This is a genomic window from Maribacter sp. BPC-D8, assembly GCF_035207705.1.
Lineage (GTDB): Bacteria > Bacteroidota > Bacteroidia > Flavobacteriales > Flavobacteriaceae > Maribacter.
In genome coordinates, this window is sequence record NZ_CP128187.1 from 2,262,704 (window position 1) to 2,281,674 (window position 18,971).

Below are 18,971 nucleotides of genomic sequence, written 5' to 3' on the forward strand. Positions count from 1 at the left end.
TTTCATTCATCAAAAATCGTATTTTTTTTTCGGCAGAAGGTTAATACTAAGCTTATGTTAATTCGTTCAATTTAGAAAAACCTCTTCACCGAGGGTATCAAATAAAATTCAGTTATTTGCGGTAAAGAATATTCATGAAATTGAAGATTGATAAGTTTGTCTTTTTTATAATTATTGCCATAGTATTAGCATACTTATTTCCACAGTGGGGAACACAAGAAAATAAACTTCCGATAAACGCAATTAGTAGTATAGGTATTTCACTAATTTTCTTTTTTTACGGACTCAAGTTAAGTCCCGAGAAATTAAAACAAGGACTCAAAAACTGGAAATTACATCTATTGGTGCAGGGAGCTACTTTTCTACTTTTCCCTTTATTGGTTTTACTGTTGCATCCATTAATTCAAAATGAAGAACAAGAAAACATTTGGTTGGGTTTCTTTTTTTTAGCTGCATTACCATCTACAGTTTCATCTTCAGTTCTTATGGTCTCGCTGGCAAAGGGGAATATACCAGCAGCAATTTTCAACGCCAGTATTTCTGGTATTATAGGTATTGCCCTTACCCCATTATGGATGGGACTATTTGTAAGTGATTTACAAACAGATTTCGATTTTACAGAAATTTACATTAAACTAATTGTACAAATAATAATACCAGTAATAATAGGGCTTCTTTTACATCGCTTTTTTGGTTCTTTTGTACAGAAACATAATAGCAAAATAACACTGTTCGATAAATCGATAATTCTATTGATTATCTATAAAAGCTTTAGTGAGTCTTTTGAAAAGAATATTTTTAGTGCTGTCTCTATATTAGATTTACTTCTCATTTTAATAGGTGTCATATTCTTGTTTTCAATTGTATTCTATCTCACCAAATTAATATCAAAAAGACTACATCTTAATAAAGAGGACCAAATTACCGCCCAATTTTGCGGCACTAAAAAATCGTTGGTACACGGTACCGTTTTTTCTAAAATACTATTTGGCAATATGGCATCTATTGGTATTATCTTATTACCGCTCATGTTGTTTCATGCCATACAAATATTAATAATCAGTGTAGTTGCTGCAAAATTATCGGTTCGGAAATAAGAGGAACTTTAGAAGTTCAATTAATTTTACTTCCCTTTTTTAATTATAAAAACAATATGTCAGTTTATCAGAAAGTTGAGGCGTTAGCATCAAAAGTATTTAAGAAAAATACCATATTTAGATATGGCTTCAATCTATCGCCTATGTACAAAAGAAGCACTGCAAAATTAATTGAGGTGTCTGAAGATCTATTGCATGTAAAAATAATAGTACCAATAAGCTACAAGAACAAGAATTACGTCAACTCCATTTTTGGCGGTAGTATGTTCTCAGCGGTGGACCCCATACCTATGATTCAGCTATTAACCATTATGGGAAACGACTATGTAGTTTGGGATAAATCTGCCGAAATATTCTTTAAAAAACCAGCAAAAGAAAACTTATACGCAGACTTCGATTTTTCTGAGAAAGAGCTTGTAGAAATTAGAGCGCAAGTAGCCGAAAAGAAAGAAATTGATATTATTAAAACCACTCAGCTTACCAATAAAGAGAAAACCCAAGTTTTTTGCGAGGTCAGAAAAACAATTTATATAGCTGACAAAGACTATTTTAAACAAAAGCGGAAGAAAAAACAAGTGGCTAGTACTTAGTTGGTTGTTGGCTGTTGGCTGTTGGCTGTTGGCTGTTGGCTGTTGGTTAAGAAATTAAAAAAAAATGAACTTACGCTTTAGTAATTATAAACAACTGAAATCGAGTTGTATAAATCTTATAAATTCTTAAAATTTCAGTTGAATTTTTAATGCAATAAATGTTCAATGGCTATGAGTATTCGAAGAAATAGTATCTTTATTTTTTACACCCTTTTACTCAACTATTAAATAACGAAAGAGGGTTATAAATCTACTAATAATATAAAATAGTATACAAACATGAAAAATTTATTCTTCCTATTAGCAATGACAATAAGCTTTATTAGCTACGGACAAACAATTACAGGTCAATGGGAAACCTTCGATGAGGAAACAAACGAGAAAAAAGCACTCATTGAAATCTATAAAACGAACGATACCTATTTCGCCAAAATAGTGAATAGCTATAAAAGTGATGCAGACAAAGTTTGCGATAACTGTAAAGGTTCAAAAAAAGGACAAAAAATAAGAGGTCTAGTAATCATAGAAGATATTAAGAAAGATGGTGATGAATATAACGACGGTACTATTTTAGATCCAGAAAACGGTAAAGAGTATAAGTGCTATTTAGAACTAGAAGAACCTAACAAATTGAAAGTGAGAGGTTATTTAGGTTTTTCGTTATTAGGAAGAACTCAATATTGGATCAGAAAGCAATAAATAATTAGATGCAAACGATACTTGGGGCTAACGGTCAAATCGCTATAGAATTAGCGAAAGAGTTGAAAAAAAAGTACACTTCTGACATCAGACTCGTTAGTCGAAATCCGAAAAAAGTAAACGATACCGACACGCTTTTTTCTGCTAATTTATTAGATAAGCAAAAAACCGAAGAAGCTGTAAAAGGGAGTGAAATTGCTTACCTAACTGTTGGTCTACCGATGAACACTAAAATGTGGGTTGACCAATTTCCCATAATGATGCATAATGTCATCGATGCATGCAAAAAGCACCATACAAAATTGGTGTTCTTTGACAATACTTATATGTATGCGCAAAACGATAATCCGTTAACTGAAGAAAGCGGATTTGCACCTGTGGGACAAAAAGGAAAAGTAAGAGCAGAAATTACTACCATGCTTTTAGATGAAATGGCTGCAAATAATTTAGAAGCAGTTATTTGTAGAGCACCAGAATTTTATGGTCCTGATAAAACGCAGAGTATTACCAACGCCATCATTTTTGATAATATAAAGCAAGGCAAAAAATTAAAAGTATTTATTAGCGACGCTACCTTAAGAACATTAATATGGACACCAGATGCCAGTAAGGCAATGGCTTTAATTGGTAACACACCAGACACCTATAATCAAACCTGGCACTTACCCTGCGATGATTCACGGCTTACCTATAAACAGTTTATCGCTTTAACTTCTGATGTATATGGCAAATCATTTACCTATGCTGTAGTACCCAAAATCGCTTTTAAAATAGGTGGTATTTTCAAAACACAAATGAAAGAATTACAAGAATTGCTACCAAGATATAAGAGTAATAACATATTCGTTTCAACCAAGTTTAAAAATAGATTTCCAGATTTTTTGGTAACCACGTATCTAGAAGGTATTGAGCAAATTAAAAATGAGCACTAACCTACTGAACTAAAAAACGACAAAATAATACTAGGTAAGTAATTGGTCAAAAGCAAATTATAAGTAGTTTAGAAATAAATCAATCAGCAGTATTCTATTTTAAAAACCACCATTTAAAATGCAAGACGAACACTTCCTTAAAAATATATTCTCCCCTACTACTTTTTCAGAAAGCGAATTGGAAATCATTATTCCTAAATTCAAAAAAGTAAGCTTTTCTAAAACCGAATATCTTTTGAAAGAAGGCAAAACTGAAAACCACTATTGGTTTATAGAAAGCGGTTTCGCCCGGTCGTTTGTTAATGACACCAAGGGCAACGATATTACTACAGACTTTTATGGGCAAGGGGAAATCGCTATAGATTGGTCTTCCTTTTTTCTTCGCAACCCTACAAGAGAGAACATTCAGGCATTAACTGATATTGTTTGCTGGCAATTAGACTTTGATACGTTTCAAGAGCTATTTCATAGTATTGAACCTTTTAGAGAACAAGGTCGTAAAAAATTGGTCAGCAGTTATTTTGCACTTAAAAATCAGCGGGTATCGTTCATTGCAGATGAAGCAAAAGAACGCTATCTACAGCTAGTTCAAGAGAAACCTCACATTTTTAAGAATGTTTCGTTACAACATATTGCCACGTATTTAGGTATTACGAAGTATTCGTTAAGCCGCATTCGTAAAGAAATTACATCGTAAAGTCCGTTTTTGCCATAGGGCAACTTTTTAGTGGAAAGTGCCACATATATTTGTCTTATAGCCACGGCTGTTCAATAGGCAAATAATATAAAACCACTTTATGAAAACCATATTCAATAAGAACACTAACAGCGAATTAATTGAGCGAATTCAAACATTAAAAGCATCTGACAATGCGCAATGGGGAAAAATGGATTCATATCAAATGCTAAAACATTGCACGTTGGGCGAAGAACTGTTTCAAGGCAAAAAGGAGTATAAAAGGCTATTCATTGGCAGGTTGTTTGGCAGAATGGCGTTGAAGGGAATCATGAAAAATGAACTTCCGATGAAAAAGAATCAACCTACGCATCCGGAATTTAAAATATCTGGAACGGGAGATTTCAACATTGAAAAGGAAAAATGGATTGGTTTACTAAATGTTTATAACGGTTTTTCAAACTCCAATTTCATTCATCCGTTCTTCGGAAAAATGACCAATGAAGAAATTGGCATATTTGTATACAAACATACCGATCATCATTTAAGACAATTTGGTAGATAATAGCGTATGATGCTAGAAGCAATATTCTTACTCATTACCCTTTTGACCTTGTTCTTATTTTATAAGGGAACAGGTAAAAACATACGAGTCGTTATTATATTTTTTATTTGGCAAATCGTAACAGGATTTTTAGCATTTTATGAAGTCTTTAAAGAAAAGCCCCTATTATTCCCATTAGTAATTGTCGCTACTACCCTACTATCCATTTTAGGGTTCAAGATGATTTCAATTAAAGAGCTAAACACGCGCTATTTAATAGGAATACATATTGTTAGAATCCCAGTAGAATTATGTTTGTATCAACTTTTTATTGAAGGTCAAATTCCCGAAATAATGACTTTTACAGGATGGAATTTTGATATTTTAATTGGGATATCTGCCGTTGTTATTCTAAATTATCAACTCGTAAAAAAGAAGAACTTAGCACGGAAGATTTTTTTTCTATGGAATGTTATCGGACTATTATTACTTTCAGTCATAGTTATAATTGCCATATTATCTTCTCCGCTACCCATTCAGCAATTCGCTTTTGACCAGCCAAATTTGGCTCTTTTAGAATTTCCTTTTAGTTTCTTGCCCACCTGTATAGTGCCCATCGTTTACATCTCACATGTATTGTTATTAAAAAAATTATAATCTATATTTCATATATTCATGGTAGTTAACACTTTTAGATATGGGCAAAATTACTATCACATTATTAAGTTTTTTGCTAACATCAGGTATGTTTGCTCAAGGTGACTTTAATAAACTACCACAAGCAAAAACTACAAACATCACCTATTTAATAGTCCCAAATGTGATTGGAAATGAAAATCTTCTAAACTCATTAGGTGCTACTAAAGAAGGTATAAAAAGTAAGATAAAAGAAGTTTCTGTTTTTAAAGAAAAACCAACCAGAGCAGGTACCGAATTTTACAATTTAACTGAATTTGGTATTGTATCATTTGAACTATTTAATAGTCCTGCTGTTAAAACGCAAAAAGAATTAAACAACTTCTTTGGTTTAGATGAACAAACTGATGTTTATGTTGATGGCTACTTATTCGAAAGTAAAAAAATCAATATAGCTACAACAAGTATAGAAGAAATAGAATTGGTAAAACCAGATTCCATTAACCTTCTTAAAGGTACTATCCTAAACATTTGGACGCTCGAAAAAGACAAACGCTATAAACAATAATCTTTCAGATAAATAGCGATAACATCACCTTAAACAATTCTAAAACATTAATAATCAGTATTCTTGTTTTAACTTAATCTTGTCAATTTTTAAATAAAGGCGTAGTATTTTTAGCACAAACACTACCATTGCCGAAACATTTACTATTCTTACTTATAGTTATACTAGCCTCGTTTTCAGGGATTGGTCAAGATAATTCTACCCTATTAAAAGGTAAGGTTTCAAGCACTAAAAATGATGTCTCTAATGTATTAATCGTTAATCTCAATTCTAAAAGATCTACCATAACAGACTCCCTAGGTTTGTTTTCTATCGAGGTGAAGTTAAAAGACTCGGTACGTATTACTGCCGTGCAATACCTGCCAAAAGAAATAGTAATAAGCGAATCTCACATAAATAGTAGTTTAATAACGATTCAACTCGTTGACAATATTATTGATTTAAATGAAGTAACGGTTACCCCTTATAATTTAACCGGAGATATTGACAGAGATATAGATAGATTACAAATAGAACCCACCGTAACATCATATTCCTTAGGGCTACAAAATGCAGATGTTACCAAAATGACCCAAAGTGAAAGGTTGTTGCAAGAGGCTGATAGAGGAAAATATGTAAGACTAGTTACAACTGATGAATATGGGAAGGTATTTGAAATGCTTGGATATGCAGCATTAAGTGTATCAATAAACACCCATAAAATCATGAACAAAGTTTCTGGCAGAACCAAATCATTAGAAGAAATGGTGGAGCGCGATGAAAAACTGAATTTAGAAAAAGAAATCATTTATAAATTCTCAAAGCGTACAATAGCAGAAAATTTTGGCATACCAGAATCAAACGTCAACGGCTTTCTCACCTATTGCCTTTCTCAACCTGATTTTAATGCATTATCCAACTCAGGAAATATGGCAGAAATCTGGGCTTACCTAGAAACAAAAAGTGCGGAATTCAAGAAGAATGATTTTTCCGAAGAATAAAATATTTTGATAATACTCTCATCAAATAGCATGAACACATATGGCTTGCTTTGCAATTTTCTATTTAAGAAATAATAGGTAATTGATATCCTTATAGTTTGTTAGAACTGTAAAGATTTATACATTTAATTTCTGAAAAAAATACTCATGAAGATTAAGACAATCACAAATAAGTTAACATTGCTAGTATCGCTTATATTACTAAATAGCTGCGCTGAAAACAAATCTAAGGCAAAAGCAAATGAATCGACTAATTCTTCAAAATCGGAAACGTACAAAGGTACTGCAAGCGTAACCCAAGGTGTCGCTACCACTACTATAGAAGAATTATATTCATGTGATAAAGGTAGAAAAACCGCTGTGGGTGAAATTACTTCTATTGACGGAAAAACATGGACAGTTCCATCTGAAACCAATTATAAAAACAATAGCTTTCCGTTTGCTGCAGATTTACATAATACATGTGATGGAAAAAATTATGAAACAGCACAAGAAGCACTATCTCATTTTAATGATGAGAATATTATTGAAATAGATGCTGATGGAGAAATTTACACCGCATATATTTTTGCAGATAACTACTTTGAAATGTATGTTAATGGTATACCTGTCGGTAAAGACAAAGTACCTTTTACACAGTTCAATTCTAACTTTGTAAAATTCAAAGCTCAAAAACCATTTACTATGGCCATGAAATTGGTAGACTGGGAAGAACACCTTGGTGTGGGTTGCGAAGAAAATAGAGGTAAATCTTATCATGCAGGTGATGGCGGGATGGTAGCAGTTGTCAAAAATGATAAAGAAGAGATTGTAGCTATTACCAATGAAGACTGGAAAGCTCAGACATTTTACACTGCCCCTATAACTGATTTAAGCTGTACCTCTGAAGAAGGTGTTTACCGCTATTCAACAAATTGCGATGATACTGGCGCACAAGATGGTAGTAACTTTTACGCCTTACATTGGCAACTACCTACCAATTGGATGAATACTAACTTTGACGACTCTAATTGGCCAAAAGCTTCCACCTTTACAAACGAAGGTATTGGAGTAGATAATAAGTCAGCTTACACCAATTTTACTTCTATTTTTGATGATACAAACCATGATGCAGAATTCATTTGGTCTACAAATGTAGTTTTGGACAATGAAGTTTTGGTGCGTTATACAGTTCAGTAAGATGTAAAAAATCTATAGGGAATTATTTCTTTCAAAACTTCTTACAAACTTGAAGTCAACTTCATCATCGTAGAACTTAAGGAATATAACCAGCGCAATTGTTCCCAAATTAGTTGTTCTTCTTGATGATTTCGTTTTAACGCACTATTATCCTCAGCATTTAAATTCACATTTTCCGATTCAAACTTGGGCAATTGTTTCTCAAAAGAACCAACTTCTTCAAAATTTGGCTCATTGCCAGTAGCAATGCTATTAGTAAGCGCTTGCATTACCAAACTAAGGTTTTCATCTATCTTGAAAACAATGCTATTAAAACGTTCTGAAGCCTCTGTGGTGGTATGGTGCTGAATATAGATACTTAATGATGCCAGAGATGATAAAAAATTATGGTTCAACTCTACCAGCTCATATATTTTATTCAGATTTTTTTGTTTGGAATGGGGATCTTGGGTCATACGCTGAAATGCCGAGCTTAAATTCGAAGTTTCTAGAAAAGCGCTTTTACGTGCCAATTTATAGCTGGTAGGCACATTACCCTTGTGTATATAAAAATCTGCTATTTCAGCTAAATACATTCTGTTTGCCTCAACACTTTTGGTAACATCTTTTTGTATTTCTTGAAAGCTCCAGCTGGGCCATAGAAAAAGAAATCCCAAATATGATAATCCTGCACCAACAAGCGTATCTAAAATTCTGTATTGAATTACGGTCATTACATCGGGCTGTAAAATTCCGTAAATGAATACAATACTTAAGGTTACATATATCGCAGACAATTTGTAGTTTTTCTGTAGCATTGATAGCGCAACTATAAATGAAATCAATGCCAATACTGCATATACATACACGTCTTGTACTAAGTATACAATGACCGTAGCAATAACACCACCGATTATGGTACCCATAGTTCGGTCTTTAGATCGTGTTTTTGTAAGACCATAATTAGGTCTCATAATTAATATGATGGTTAAAAGTATCCAATACGGATTCTGAAATTCAAACACATTGCCTACCACAAATCCGATCATTAAAGTAACCGCTAAACGTAAAGAGTGTCGAAATATGGTAGACCTGAAACTGAGGTTTCGTAACAATATTCGCGGACTATAATCTTGAGATATCAAGAAACGTTTTAAAATTTCTTTATCTATAAATTCTTCTGAGGCTACATCATGATCACTAAGCAACCACTTCATTCTTTTAAGTTTGTCGAATTGCTTTTCTTGATATTCTAACAAATTCTGAAACATTATAAAAGCCTCGTACGCCTTTGCATCTTTTACAGTACCAAGCTCAGAAATCTTAATTCTTAATTCTTCAAAATGATTTGTTAGCGCATCGTGCTTTGGCATTCGATTCGGCTTGTTACCAATTTCTGAAATCAATTTCAGTTGATTGGCCATTTCAAAAGTCAGGTTTTGAAACAACTTGGTAAATTCTGGATACAATTTAAACTGCTCATCCATCTTTGTGTAGTTTACCGGATTCGCACCTGCAGTTTCCAGCATTTCAATTAATTGCACCAATACCAAAACCCGCTTACCATTGTAGGTAGACCTGCCTGAGTTTTTACGCGATAGAATAAGAATTTCACGAAGTGTATCATGTTGTTCTGTAAGTTCGCTTTGCAGCAGAAACAATCGCTGTTGTAATTTTTTTCTATTAGATTGTTCATCTATTAGCTGCGCACGTTTCTTTAGAAGTTTACCGGTACGCCCTATGGTATCATATAAAATTTCTTCGGTCTGCCCCTTCGGGTTTATTTTATACCATAATAAAGACAGGGCTAAATACCAGAGTCCGCCAAGCCCTACTAGCAATGCATATTCGTAAATCTTCAATTTATCGGGAGTATGGGCAAAGCTTAAAACCAAAGCTAAAAGTCCTGAAAAACTTATAAGTGAAGCCCTAAAACCATAAGATGATATTAGCGAAATAGCAAAACTGGCTACACCCAAAATAATTAAGGCAAGCCAAGTAGCATAGTGTAAATACCCACCAATAAAACTAACGACCATTACCAAAGCCGCCGAAAAAAGTATACCGTAAACTTTATGTTTTTGACTGCCGTTAACATCACTTGGGTTACACCAAAAAGCACCAAAACATATGGCAACGCCTATTTCGGTATACCCCGTAGAAATACCAATTGACAAGGGTGTAATAACCGCAACTACAGTCAGTACCGACTTAGAAAAATTAGTACTACCCAAATATTGCAGTAGTTCTTTTAAAGAAACAGAAATAAAATTTTGAATTTTGTTCAACACCTATAGAATCAGGTACAAAGATACACTTTGGCGGTAAGACGCATTGACTACATAAAAACAAAAGGCGCTGAGATAATGAAATCTCAACACCTTTTATACATCTTAAAAAATGTGAGGCTATATTTAAAATATAATTATCTGTAATGAACAGCGATTTGCGCTAGTTGACCTACAATTTTAACCGAGTCTTTTATAGACAGTTTAGATCCATCGGCATGTATCCATCTTTTTAAAGGTTGCTCGCAAATCATGCTTTTCACAGCAGTTTTACCATAATACTTTTTCATTCTCATGAATAGCTCTACATCGAACAGCCATTTAGTAATGAATTTCTTGTTGAACATTTTAGAGGCAATCTCTCGATCCATCACTTTTGCACCACATTGGGTATCTTTAAAAGGCATGCCTAAAATAGTTTGTATGATTAAGTTGATTGACAGACTAATTATTTTACGAGCAGATTCTTTTGTAATGTTAGCACCCATTCTTGCGATACGAGAACCACTTACTATTTTAAAATCTGAGCTTTCGATAGTTTTTACCAAATCATCAAAATCTCTAAAATCTGTCGATAGATCAGCATCTAAAAATCCTATATAATCTAACTGTTGATCTTTTACTAAGTGTAGAATTCCTTGGCGAACAGCTTCTGCTTTACCTCCATTTTGCTTACAATTAAAAATACTTATGTTATCGGGATTATCTTCTTTTAATTTCTGAAGAACAGCTAATGTATTATCAGTACTGCCATCATTCACAAAACATAAATGGTATCCAACATTTTTATCTGCAAATTCTTTAAACTCTTCACTAGAAAGGCGTTCTTCTTCATTATAACAAGGTATAACGACACCTACGCAATTCTTCTGAAGTATACGTGTATCAGATTTTTTCGCAGTTACTACTCCCTTATTTTCAGGTGCACCGATTATTCTTTTTATTCTAGCAGCCATTTCATCTAAGCTTACCGGTTTTTTCAGATAATCATTAACCCCTAAATCAAAATTCTGCATAATTAGATTTTCATCTGTATTACCCGACATTACGAGAATAGGCGTATCATTTTTCATGAATACACGTATATATTTCACCACTTCGGTACCGGTACACGAAACCAATTCTGTACCAGACATTTCTGGCATATTCATATCAAGTAAAACCAAATCGGGTTTAAATGAGTTGAATAACTGTATACCCGACTCAATAGAATTGGCAGTTTGTACTTCATATCCTAATTCTGACAATCGTTTTTCAACAGAAAGTAGAATAAGTTTCTGGTCGTCTATGGCTAGAATTTTCATGCGTTTGGTTTTGGTTATGTATAGTTTACGGTTACAAATTTACTTGCCATGTAACGAATATTGAGGTCAAACAAGATGGTTAACTGTTTACTGTAGACGAGTGGTTTTTAACATTAGATAACGAACGATTTCTAAAACGCATAACATTTCATTTTTTTCGATTTACTAATTACAGAACAGCATATTGTAGGTATTCTATTATTAAAATTTTAACTAATCCCTTTTAAATGTATTGATCATCTCATATATTTAATACCTTTATATAGAATTTGATTCTAATCTAACCTTTGGAAAAAAAAACCAATACCCTCTTAATATTAGCTTTGATCGTGGGGCTAGCTTTTCACGGTTCTGCTATTTTCTTTACGTTAGAATCTACCTACGATGCATTAATTCATTTATTTTTCGCCGATCATTATGCCAATAGCTGGTTTGATCCTTGGGAATATAGATGGTATACGGGCTTTACAGTACAGTCTTACCCACCATTAGTACATCAACTTATTGGTATTCTCTCTTACATTGGTGGTTTAAAATTTGGTATGTATACCGTTGCATTAATTGCAATCGTCTTATTTATTACCGGTGCATATAGGTTCACTCTTTTAATGACAGGCAGCCGGCGCATAGCCGGATATGGTGCTGTTATGGCAGTTTTCTCATCCACTTTTATAGAGACGCTTCATATTTTTGGGCAGTTACCTAGCATCTCGGCATTATCGATACTGCTGCATTCTATGACCGAAATATATCTGTATATCAAAACAGGTAAAACGCGGTATTTTATTACATCGGCAACTATGCTTGCCGTAACGGTAACCTCTCATCATGTAACTCCGCTTTTTGGCATGGTCTTTTTCATAGCTCCTTTAATGGGTATGGCGGTTATGGATGCCGCTAGAGAAAAAGTTGAATCATACAAAGCGCTAACTTTTAAAGTATTTTGGGCAACTACTTTACAGCACTTTTGGCGCATAGCCAAGTTTGGTGGTACGGCAATATTTTTACTCATATTCTGTATATTTCCGTATTGGTACAACTCTAAAAGAAACCCTATTACCCAAGTAGCAATACCGCATGGGTCACGAGATAATTTCTTAGAAATAACTTCATCGGGACTCGTTTTCTTCATAATTCCGTGGGGAGTATTTCTTTTTATTCTGCCCTATTTCTTTTACAGATATTTTAGCAAAAGATATGTGTTCTTCGGATTATCATTTGCGCTATTAACAATCTTAGGAACTGGTGGCACTACCCCTATTCCGCGTATGATGTTGGGTGAAATGGCTTTTAATATTCTTACCTTGGATAGGTTTACGTTATGGGCAACCATTATGGCACTCCCCATATTCGCAGAGTTTGCCTACCGAATGGTAGAAGGTGATTTAAAAGTGCTCATTCAAGAAAGATTCGGCGGAGTTTATCATAGGGTCTTAGGCGGATTGATTGCTGGCGGAATGTTATTTATGGTACTATTTACCATGACATTGGGGTATTTTAGACCCTCGCAGCCCGATAAAATAAAGATGCTGCCCATTGTCAACTTTCTAGGGGCAGATTCGCATGATTCTTGGCGTTATTTACCGCTAGGTTTTGGGGATCAAATGGCATGGCTTTCTGCACAAACGGGCGCAATGACCGTTGATGGTAATTACCACTCTGCACGGCGATTACCCGAATTGACCACCAGAGCGATAGAACGAATAGAAAACTCCAAATTTAGAGGTGTTGAGGGTATAGGGTCACTACAGCAATTTTTGACCGTACCAGAAAAATATAATTTAAAGTACATTTTCTCAAACGATAAATTCTATGACCCTATTCTATACTATTGTGGTTGGCAACGGCTGCAGCAATTAGAAAACGGAATTATGGTTTGGGAGAAGCTGAATGTGGCACCCATACCGCAAATAATGCCCAAGCAAGATGTACCTACCATAATGAAAATTATGTGGGGTATTATTCCGTTATCGACAGTCCTGATTGCTATTTTCGTGAACATTCAAATGATATGGGTACGGCTTTTAAAGTCCAAAAAAGTACCAGTTCATTCATTTATGAAATTAGAACTGCCGTATAAAAAATTCCCATCAAAACTTTTGACATTCTCGCACTGGTGGGCATTGTTAATATTGATTTGTATGGGCTATGGTATGTACATCTTTTACGTTAAAAATGTTACCCAATTATCACCCAACAATGTGGTAGAATCTTATTATGACGCCTTAGATTTTAAAGAATTCTCTAGAGCACATTCCTATATAGATCCAGAGCAGCATATTGACATAGCTCAGTATATGCTAGAAGTATCAGTGACCGACGGAATCTTAAGTTCATATGCTAAACTAGATTCTTTGGGTATAGAAATTTACGATGAAACCGAAAATAGCGCAAAAGCGAAGGTCTCAACAAGGTGGATTACTCCATTAGAAAATGTATTCAATAATGACCACCACGAACTGGTAAAGCGAAAAAATAAGTGGTACGTAAAATCATCAAAAGTTGATAATGACATTCCGCCAGATCAACTGTTTACTGCAAACGGCACCACCTATTACAACCACGGTAGACGAAAAATTACGACTCAAGAAACCTACCATGAAGATGTTTTAAAACAGCCAGTTCTAGAAATATTATCGGCTAAACTGGTAAAATACAAAGGGCAATTCAGTATCATCGGTGAATTACAAAATGTAGACAATACCCCAGCAGATATAGTCATTAAAGCAACCTTGTATAATGACTATAATAAAGAGTTAGCGAATTACAACGCCAAGCATCAAATTAAGCATAAGTTGATGCCGAAAGAAACGACAACGTTTAAAATTAACTTTGAAGGTATTGCATGGTCTTCTACTAAAGACACCCTACCACCAACTTTTAATCCCGACGAGTTTACGCCTGTTAGTTTCGAAGAACAACCCACAAAATTCAACTTGCAATCTGCAGGTAACACTGCCAACACCGATTTGTACAAGCATGTTGCTTTACAAGATTTGGTCTACACAGATCAAGGTTTCAATGGTGTATTGTTCAATTCTGGCGTGCAAGAAGTGACTATACCGCAGCTTATAATCTCGTATTATGATGCAGAGGGCAAGTTACTTTGGGTAGATCATAAGTTTGTAACCGAAGGCGTACGAATACAGCGTAAGCAGTTCTTTAATTATAAACCCTTAGACCTTGATAGTTTAGCTGTTGTAAGCAGTAGTTTAGAAAATTGCTTTGTAAACGGTTCGCCTAATAAAGCCATAGCAGATAAATTATTCCCCAATAGAAAATTGGAACATGGTATGCAGCAAGCACAGCCATTTAAAGGAAAAGGATATGAGTACATAAAGTTTGAGATTAACAGTTATATCGGTAATCCTAAATAGTATGCGCATTAAAATTTTAATGATTTTAAGTTTTGTACTACTTGGTTGTTCTAGCAAAGAAAAAGAACAACCAAAAGAAACGAACACCCCAAATACAACCTTTATTACAGCAACAAACACGAGTGTAGCAGGCGAGGCTATTACCCTAACTTTTAAAACAGATATACCAACTGCAAATTATAAGCTACAGGTAAAAAATGCATACGGTAATGTGTTATTGAATCCTGATCAATCAACTGCTGAAAACATCACTTTTAACATCCCTAAAAACTTTACCAGAATTGCCGGTCCGTTTCGATGGAAGTTATTATTAAATGGAGAAACCTTACACAATGGCACCCATGAAATTGCAACGAATGCACCTAAAGCCACCTATGTAGAATCGTATTTTGGACCACGTAGTATAACTGCTGGTAGAAATGATTTCTCTATGCTCACCATATCTCCTACCGATGCTTATGACAACCCCTTAGATGATGGCACCGAGGTAACGGTTAAATATCAATTTTTAGAGAATATCGACGAGCTAAAAATAACAACGGAAAGCTTTATTGCTTGGTACAATGTGGCATCTACTTTAAAATCGGGGAGAATATTGGTAACATCAGAATGTAACGGTACCACTTCAAAAGAACTGGCAACAATTGTTTATCCTTCGAATGCAGTCAACTTCAACATCAGTAGTTCTAGTGCGCATAACTTTGCAGATGGCAACCAAATTGTAACGTTTACATCAGATATTATTAAAGATGAATTCGGTAATATGGTCACCAACGGTACATTGGTAACCTTTGTTATTAAAAATCAAAATGACTCTTACCTATACACTATTGGCACTACTATAAACGGTATTGCAGAGGCGAAAACATTACACCCAGATAAAGCTGCTTCATGGGAAATACAGGCTTTTGTAACTGGTGCAGCAGAAAGTAATACTACAGCATTTGAGTTTAAAGCTGCGATAAAAGACTATCCTGTTCATTTCTCAAAAGGAAACAGAAATATAGATATTGGTCCGTTTGAGAGCTTTATGAATCAGCTTATTCCCGACGGACTCCTATTACAACTAGAAATTTATGATACCGAAGATAATTTTATAGAATCTAAGATAACAACGACTAAAAGCGGAGTTTGTAATATTTTCTTAGGCGAGTATTTTTTACCAGATGGTGATTATGTATTTAAAATAACGGCAGCAGGTATCACAAAAGAATTTACAAAAAGTATACATGGCGATACAGTTAAATAAAACATTATACAGAACCGTATTGATAGTCACCTTTTTGGCTATAAACGGACTTATTCTATACGGAATAGGAGCTGCATTGGCATTTATGAATACCGGTGCAGATAAAACTTCTATGTTACATTTAGAAGTACCGATGGATGATGTGTATAAACCAAATCTAGAATGGTCTGATTTAGATAACCCAGGGCGACCAATGGAAGAGCAAGCATTGGGCGAAATTACTAACGATTATATGAATGCATGGCACGTTCGTAATATCGCATTTAAGAAAAATGACCGTTACGGTATTGAAGATTTTTACACCGATAGCGCAAGAGCTAGACTTTACGATAACATTGACCTCAATAAAAAGAATAATCACTGGTACAAGCGTACTACTTTAAACCATAAATCTGCTTTAGATTTTTATACAGCAGATGGCACCATGGTCGTCTTTAAAGATTATAATGTTGAAGAATATCAAGAAACTTACGAAGGTGAAACACTTATTCTAAAAGAAAAAGATACGACCAGCTACCAAGTAATGATGCTCTTAGAAGACGGATTTTGGCGTATTAGACACTTAAAAGAAATACCTACGCCTTTAGATACTGCTGAAGTAATTGAAAGAAACATAGCATCCAAACTTGAAAAAATAAAGAATCAGAAAGGGATTAACTACTACCCTAAAGATTCCCCTTGGGATACTTTTGGTAAAAGATTCAATGATACTATTATCGATCAAGATTTTCAGATTATTCAAGATATGGGTTTAAATACGATTCGTGTATTTCTACAATATGAAGATTTTGGAAAAAACAGGGTCGATGCCAAAAAACTTGCGCTTTTAAATACACTCTTAGATAAGGCACAAGATCACAAATTAGATGTTTTAATCACTTTATTTGATTTCTATGGGGATTACGATATTTCTAACTGGACACTAACCCACAGACATGCAGAAGCCATAGTTAATTCTGTTAAAGACCACCCTGCCCTTTTGGGTTGGGATATAAAAAATGAACCCGACTTAGATTTTGATTCTCGCGGAGAAAACACTGTAATACAATGGTTGAATCAAATGATTTTAGAAATTAGAAGATGGGATAAAAATAACCCTATAACTATTGGTTGGTCTACCCCAGAAGCGGCATTAAACTTATCAAAAGAAGTAGATTTTATTTCTTTTCACTATTATAAAAAACCGCAATATTTTATAGAATCCTATAAGATTCTACGGTACTTAACACCCAATAAACCTATTGTTTTACAGGAATATGGTGATTCTTCTTATGATGGTATGTGGAGCTTATTTTCAGGCTCTGACGAAAAACAAGCGGCTTATTATAAAGAAATGCAAGGCTATTTAGAAAAGGAGAATATTCCCTTTTTATTTTGGACACTTTATGATTTTGAAAGAGTACCTAGTTCTGTTGCAGGTAGCCTACCCTGGAAAACCAAAAAACAACATTTCTTTGGTTGTATAGATTCTTTAGGGAATAAAAAGCCATCGTATTTTGAACTGGCGATAAAAAAGTAACTAGCTATTTTTCTGCACTATCTCATCCAATTATAGGTTTCGAAAAATGAGGCATAAAAAAAGGCTGGTTACCACACCAGCCTATACATACTAACCATATCGATTCTTAATGAACCAATTTCTTCTCCATAGTTGATATATCAATATTGAAACCGCTTTCTTTCGATTTCTGGATTGCCTTAAAGTAATCTATATACATTTGAGTAATTGCAGACATCGGTAATGAACATGCCGCTTTATAATTTTGTTTCGCCAATTGAATTCTATAAGCATCATCGGTAATTATTTTCTCTATAGCATTTGCCAAAGATGAAGTATCATGAGCATCGAAAAATTCGCCAACATATCCTTCTTCCTTAACCAATACACTTAAGTCACCTAAATCTGGTAAGGCAACAGCGTTACCATAACTACCCGCTTGGTGTAATACCCCAGAACTACCTGTTGTAGAAGTATACGGAAAAACAGTTACTGCGCTATCGCCAAATATTTTCGCCACATCTTCTTCTGCTACATAACCTGTATACCTAATTTGAGGTACATGGCTATATTTCTGCTTCATTTCCTCTAAATAACCAGGAGTATTTGGGCTATCTGTACCTGCTATAACGATTTCTATATCTTCATTGGTTCGAGCTCTAATTTCTTCTACGGCCTCTATAAGTATTTCTACTTTTTTGTACGTACCGAATTTACCGAAAGCCATGACCTGTTTTGGACCAGCCGGAAGCTTAAAATCTGGCTCTGGCGGAGTTTCAAAAGCGCCATGCGGAATTAAAGCTACATTCTTAACCTTATACTTATCTTCTAGCGTAGTCACATATTTACTAATAGTAACGGCAAGTATATCTGACGCCAACACAAACTTGGTCAATGTGGTACCTATAAAATTATAGATACTTTGTAACAGCTTGTTTTTAGTAAAACCTGCATTTTCTAAATCGACCTGTTCTAGAATATTATGTAATAATGAAATAGTTGGTATACCCTTAGACTTGCAAATAAATGGAAGCATTAACCCTAGTGCAGCCGGTATTTTCTTATCTCCGAATTTTAAAAACTGAAGATTGAACAATACAGCATCTGGCTTTGTTTGCGAAATAGTCTTGCTTATACTAAAGATATTGCTGTAGCTATTAAAACTCCAACATTCTTTCACCGTAATCTTACAACCGTTCTCTTCAAAATTTAAATCTTTAGGTTCGTCTGTTCGATCGGTGATCAAAATTAATTCGGTCACTTCTTCTTGAAGTCTAAAGTGTTTTACCAAGTAATAACCGTACTCTGTTAAAGTTACTTTACTGGGCGGATAGGCGGTTACGATTGCTAATTTCATTTGAGCTAAATTTTAGTA

General features: G+C 34.4%; 16 protein-coding genes. 13 read left to right on the forward strand and 3 right to left on the reverse strand.

Features of this window, described 5'->3' with window-relative positions:
• Positions 1-134: 134 nt before the first annotated feature.
• The 10 genes from QSV08_RS09985 to QSV08_RS10030 all read left to right on the forward strand — a co-directional run bounded on the left by QSV08_RS09985 (position 135) and on the right by QSV08_RS10030 (position 7,901).
• Positions 135-1,097, forward strand: a complete 963-nt coding sequence (locus QSV08_RS09985; RefSeq protein WP_324028236.1) for a bile acid:sodium symporter family protein — start codon at positions 135-137, stop codon at positions 1,095-1,097.
• 56 nt (positions 1,098-1,153) lie between these two features.
• Positions 1,154-1,687, forward strand: coding sequence for a PaaI family thioesterase (locus tag QSV08_RS09990; protein WP_324028237.1), 534 nt, complete (start codon positions 1,154-1,156; stop codon positions 1,685-1,687).
• A 279-nt stretch (positions 1,688-1,966) separates the two neighbouring features.
• Positions 1,967-2,386 carry a DUF2147 domain-containing protein gene (locus tag QSV08_RS09995; RefSeq protein WP_324028238.1) on the forward strand — a complete coding sequence of 140 codons (420 nt, stop codon included), beginning with the start codon at positions 1,967-1,969 and terminating at the stop codon, positions 2,384-2,386.
• 8 nt (positions 2,387-2,394) lie between these two features.
• Positions 2,395-3,318, forward strand: coding sequence for an NAD-dependent epimerase/dehydratase family protein (locus QSV08_RS10000; RefSeq protein ID WP_324028239.1), 924 nt, complete (start codon positions 2,395-2,397; stop codon positions 3,316-3,318).
• Between the two features lie 118 nt (positions 3,319-3,436).
• A complete protein-coding gene (locus tag QSV08_RS10005; RefSeq protein WP_324028240.1) occupies positions 3,437-4,015 on the forward strand; it encodes a Crp/Fnr family transcriptional regulator in 579 nt (192 codons plus the stop codon).
• Between the two features lie 100 nt (positions 4,016-4,115).
• A complete protein-coding gene (locus QSV08_RS10010; protein ID WP_324028241.1) occupies positions 4,116-4,559 on the forward strand; it encodes a DUF1569 domain-containing protein in 444 nt (147 codons plus the stop codon).
• A 6-nt stretch (positions 4,560-4,565) separates the two neighbouring features.
• The gene (locus QSV08_RS10015) at positions 4,566-5,195 is read left to right on the forward strand and encodes a hypothetical protein (protein WP_324028242.1); all 630 of its coding nucleotides are present in this window, start codon (positions 4,566-4,568) and stop codon (positions 5,193-5,195) included.
• A 40-nt stretch (positions 5,196-5,235) separates the two neighbouring features.
• Positions 5,236-5,742: a hypothetical protein gene (locus tag QSV08_RS10020; protein ID WP_324028243.1), complete on the forward strand. Its 507-nt coding sequence runs from the start codon at positions 5,236-5,238 to the stop codon at positions 5,740-5,742.
• 128 nt (positions 5,743-5,870) lie between these two features.
• Positions 5,871-6,722, forward strand: coding sequence for a hypothetical protein (locus QSV08_RS10025; protein WP_324028244.1), 852 nt, complete (start codon positions 5,871-5,873; stop codon positions 6,720-6,722).
• A 147-nt stretch (positions 6,723-6,869) separates the two neighbouring features.
• Positions 6,870-7,901: a hypothetical protein gene (locus QSV08_RS10030; protein ID WP_324028245.1), complete on the forward strand. Its 1,032-nt coding sequence runs from the start codon at positions 6,870-6,872 to the stop codon at positions 7,899-7,901.
• Positions 7,902-7,942: 41 nt separating this feature from the next.
• Here QSV08_RS10030 and QSV08_RS10035 read toward each other — a convergent pair whose 3' ends face one another.
• Both QSV08_RS10035 and QSV08_RS10040 read right to left on the reverse strand, forming a co-directional pair.
• Positions 7,943-10,171 carry an FUSC family protein gene (locus tag QSV08_RS10035; protein ID WP_416382054.1) on the reverse strand — a complete coding sequence of 743 codons (2,229 nt, stop codon included), beginning with the start codon at positions 10,169-10,171 and terminating at the stop codon, positions 7,943-7,945.
• 134 nt (positions 10,172-10,305) lie between these two features.
• Positions 10,306-11,472, reverse strand: coding sequence for a response regulator (locus tag QSV08_RS10040; protein ID WP_324028247.1), 1,167 nt, complete (start codon positions 11,470-11,472; stop codon positions 10,306-10,308).
• A 287-nt stretch (positions 11,473-11,759) separates the two neighbouring features.
• On the opposite strand from QSV08_RS10040, the gene QSV08_RS10045 reads away from it, so the two are divergent.
• From QSV08_RS10045 to QSV08_RS10055, 3 genes are read left to right on the forward strand one after another with little or no spacing between them, the layout of a single operon-like run.
• Positions 11,760-14,849 carry a hypothetical protein gene (locus QSV08_RS10045; protein WP_324028248.1) on the forward strand — a complete coding sequence of 1,030 codons (3,090 nt, stop codon included), beginning with the start codon at positions 11,760-11,762 and terminating at the stop codon, positions 14,847-14,849.
• A gap of 1 nt (position 14,850) precedes the next feature.
• Positions 14,851-16,098, forward strand: a complete 1,248-nt coding sequence (locus QSV08_RS10050) for a hypothetical protein (RefSeq protein WP_324028249.1) — start codon at positions 14,851-14,853, stop codon at positions 16,096-16,098.
• Positions 16,079-17,617 carry a glycoside hydrolase family 2 TIM barrel-domain containing protein gene (locus QSV08_RS10055; protein WP_324028250.1) on the forward strand — a complete coding sequence of 513 codons (1,539 nt, stop codon included), beginning with the start codon at positions 16,079-16,081 and terminating at the stop codon, positions 17,615-17,617. The genes QSV08_RS10050 and QSV08_RS10055 overlap by 20 nt, the downstream gene beginning before the upstream one ends.
• A gap of 106 nt (positions 17,618-17,723) precedes the next feature.
• Here QSV08_RS10055 and QSV08_RS10060 read toward each other — a convergent pair whose 3' ends face one another.
• Positions 17,724-18,953 (reverse strand): glycosyltransferase, encoded by a 1,230-nt coding sequence (locus QSV08_RS10060; RefSeq protein ID WP_324028251.1) that lies wholly within the window; start codon positions 18,951-18,953, stop codon positions 17,724-17,726.
• Positions 18,954-18,971: the final 18 nt, after the last annotated feature.

Excerpts from the sequence above, each read along its gene's own strand:
- QSV08_RS09985 (WP_324028236.1), top strand. The coding sequence starts at position 135 with ATGAAATTGAAGATTGATAAGTTTGTCTTTTTTATAATTATTGCCATA.
- QSV08_RS09990 (WP_324028237.1), top strand. The coding sequence starts at position 1,154 with ATGTCAGTTTATCAGAAAGTTGAGGCGTTAGCATCAAAAGTATTTAAG.
- QSV08_RS10005 (WP_324028240.1), top strand. The coding sequence starts at position 3,437 with ATGCAAGACGAACACTTCCTTAAAAATATATTCTCCCCTACTACTTTT.
- QSV08_RS10030 (WP_324028245.1), top strand. The coding sequence starts at position 6,870 with ATGAAGATTAAGACAATCACAAATAAGTTAACATTGCTAGTATCGCTT.
- QSV08_RS10015 (WP_324028242.1), top strand. The coding sequence starts at position 4,566 with ATGATGCTAGAAGCAATATTCTTACTCATTACCCTTTTGACCTTGTTC.
- QSV08_RS10060 (WP_324028251.1), bottom strand. The coding sequence starts at position 18,953 with ATGAAATTAGCAATCGTAACCGCCTATCCGCCCAGTAAAGTAACTTTA.
- QSV08_RS10000 (WP_324028239.1), top strand. The coding sequence starts at position 2,395 with ATGCAAACGATACTTGGGGCTAACGGTCAAATCGCTATAGAATTAGCG.
- QSV08_RS10010 (WP_324028241.1), top strand. The coding sequence starts at position 4,116 with ATGAAAACCATATTCAATAAGAACACTAACAGCGAATTAATTGAGCGA.
- QSV08_RS10055 (WP_324028250.1), top strand. The coding sequence starts at position 16,079 with ATGGCGATACAGTTAAATAAAACATTATACAGAACCGTATTGATAGTC.
- QSV08_RS10050 (WP_324028249.1), top strand. The coding sequence starts at position 14,851 with ATGCGCATTAAAATTTTAATGATTTTAAGTTTTGTACTACTTGGTTGT.
- QSV08_RS09995 (WP_324028238.1), top strand. The coding sequence starts at position 1,967 with ATGAAAAATTTATTCTTCCTATTAGCAATGACAATAAGCTTTATTAGC.
- QSV08_RS10020 (WP_324028243.1), top strand. The coding sequence starts at position 5,236 with ATGGGCAAAATTACTATCACATTATTAAGTTTTTTGCTAACATCAGGT.
- QSV08_RS10040 (WP_324028247.1), bottom strand. The coding sequence starts at position 11,472 with ATGAAAATTCTAGCCATAGACGACCAGAAACTTATTCTACTTTCTGTT.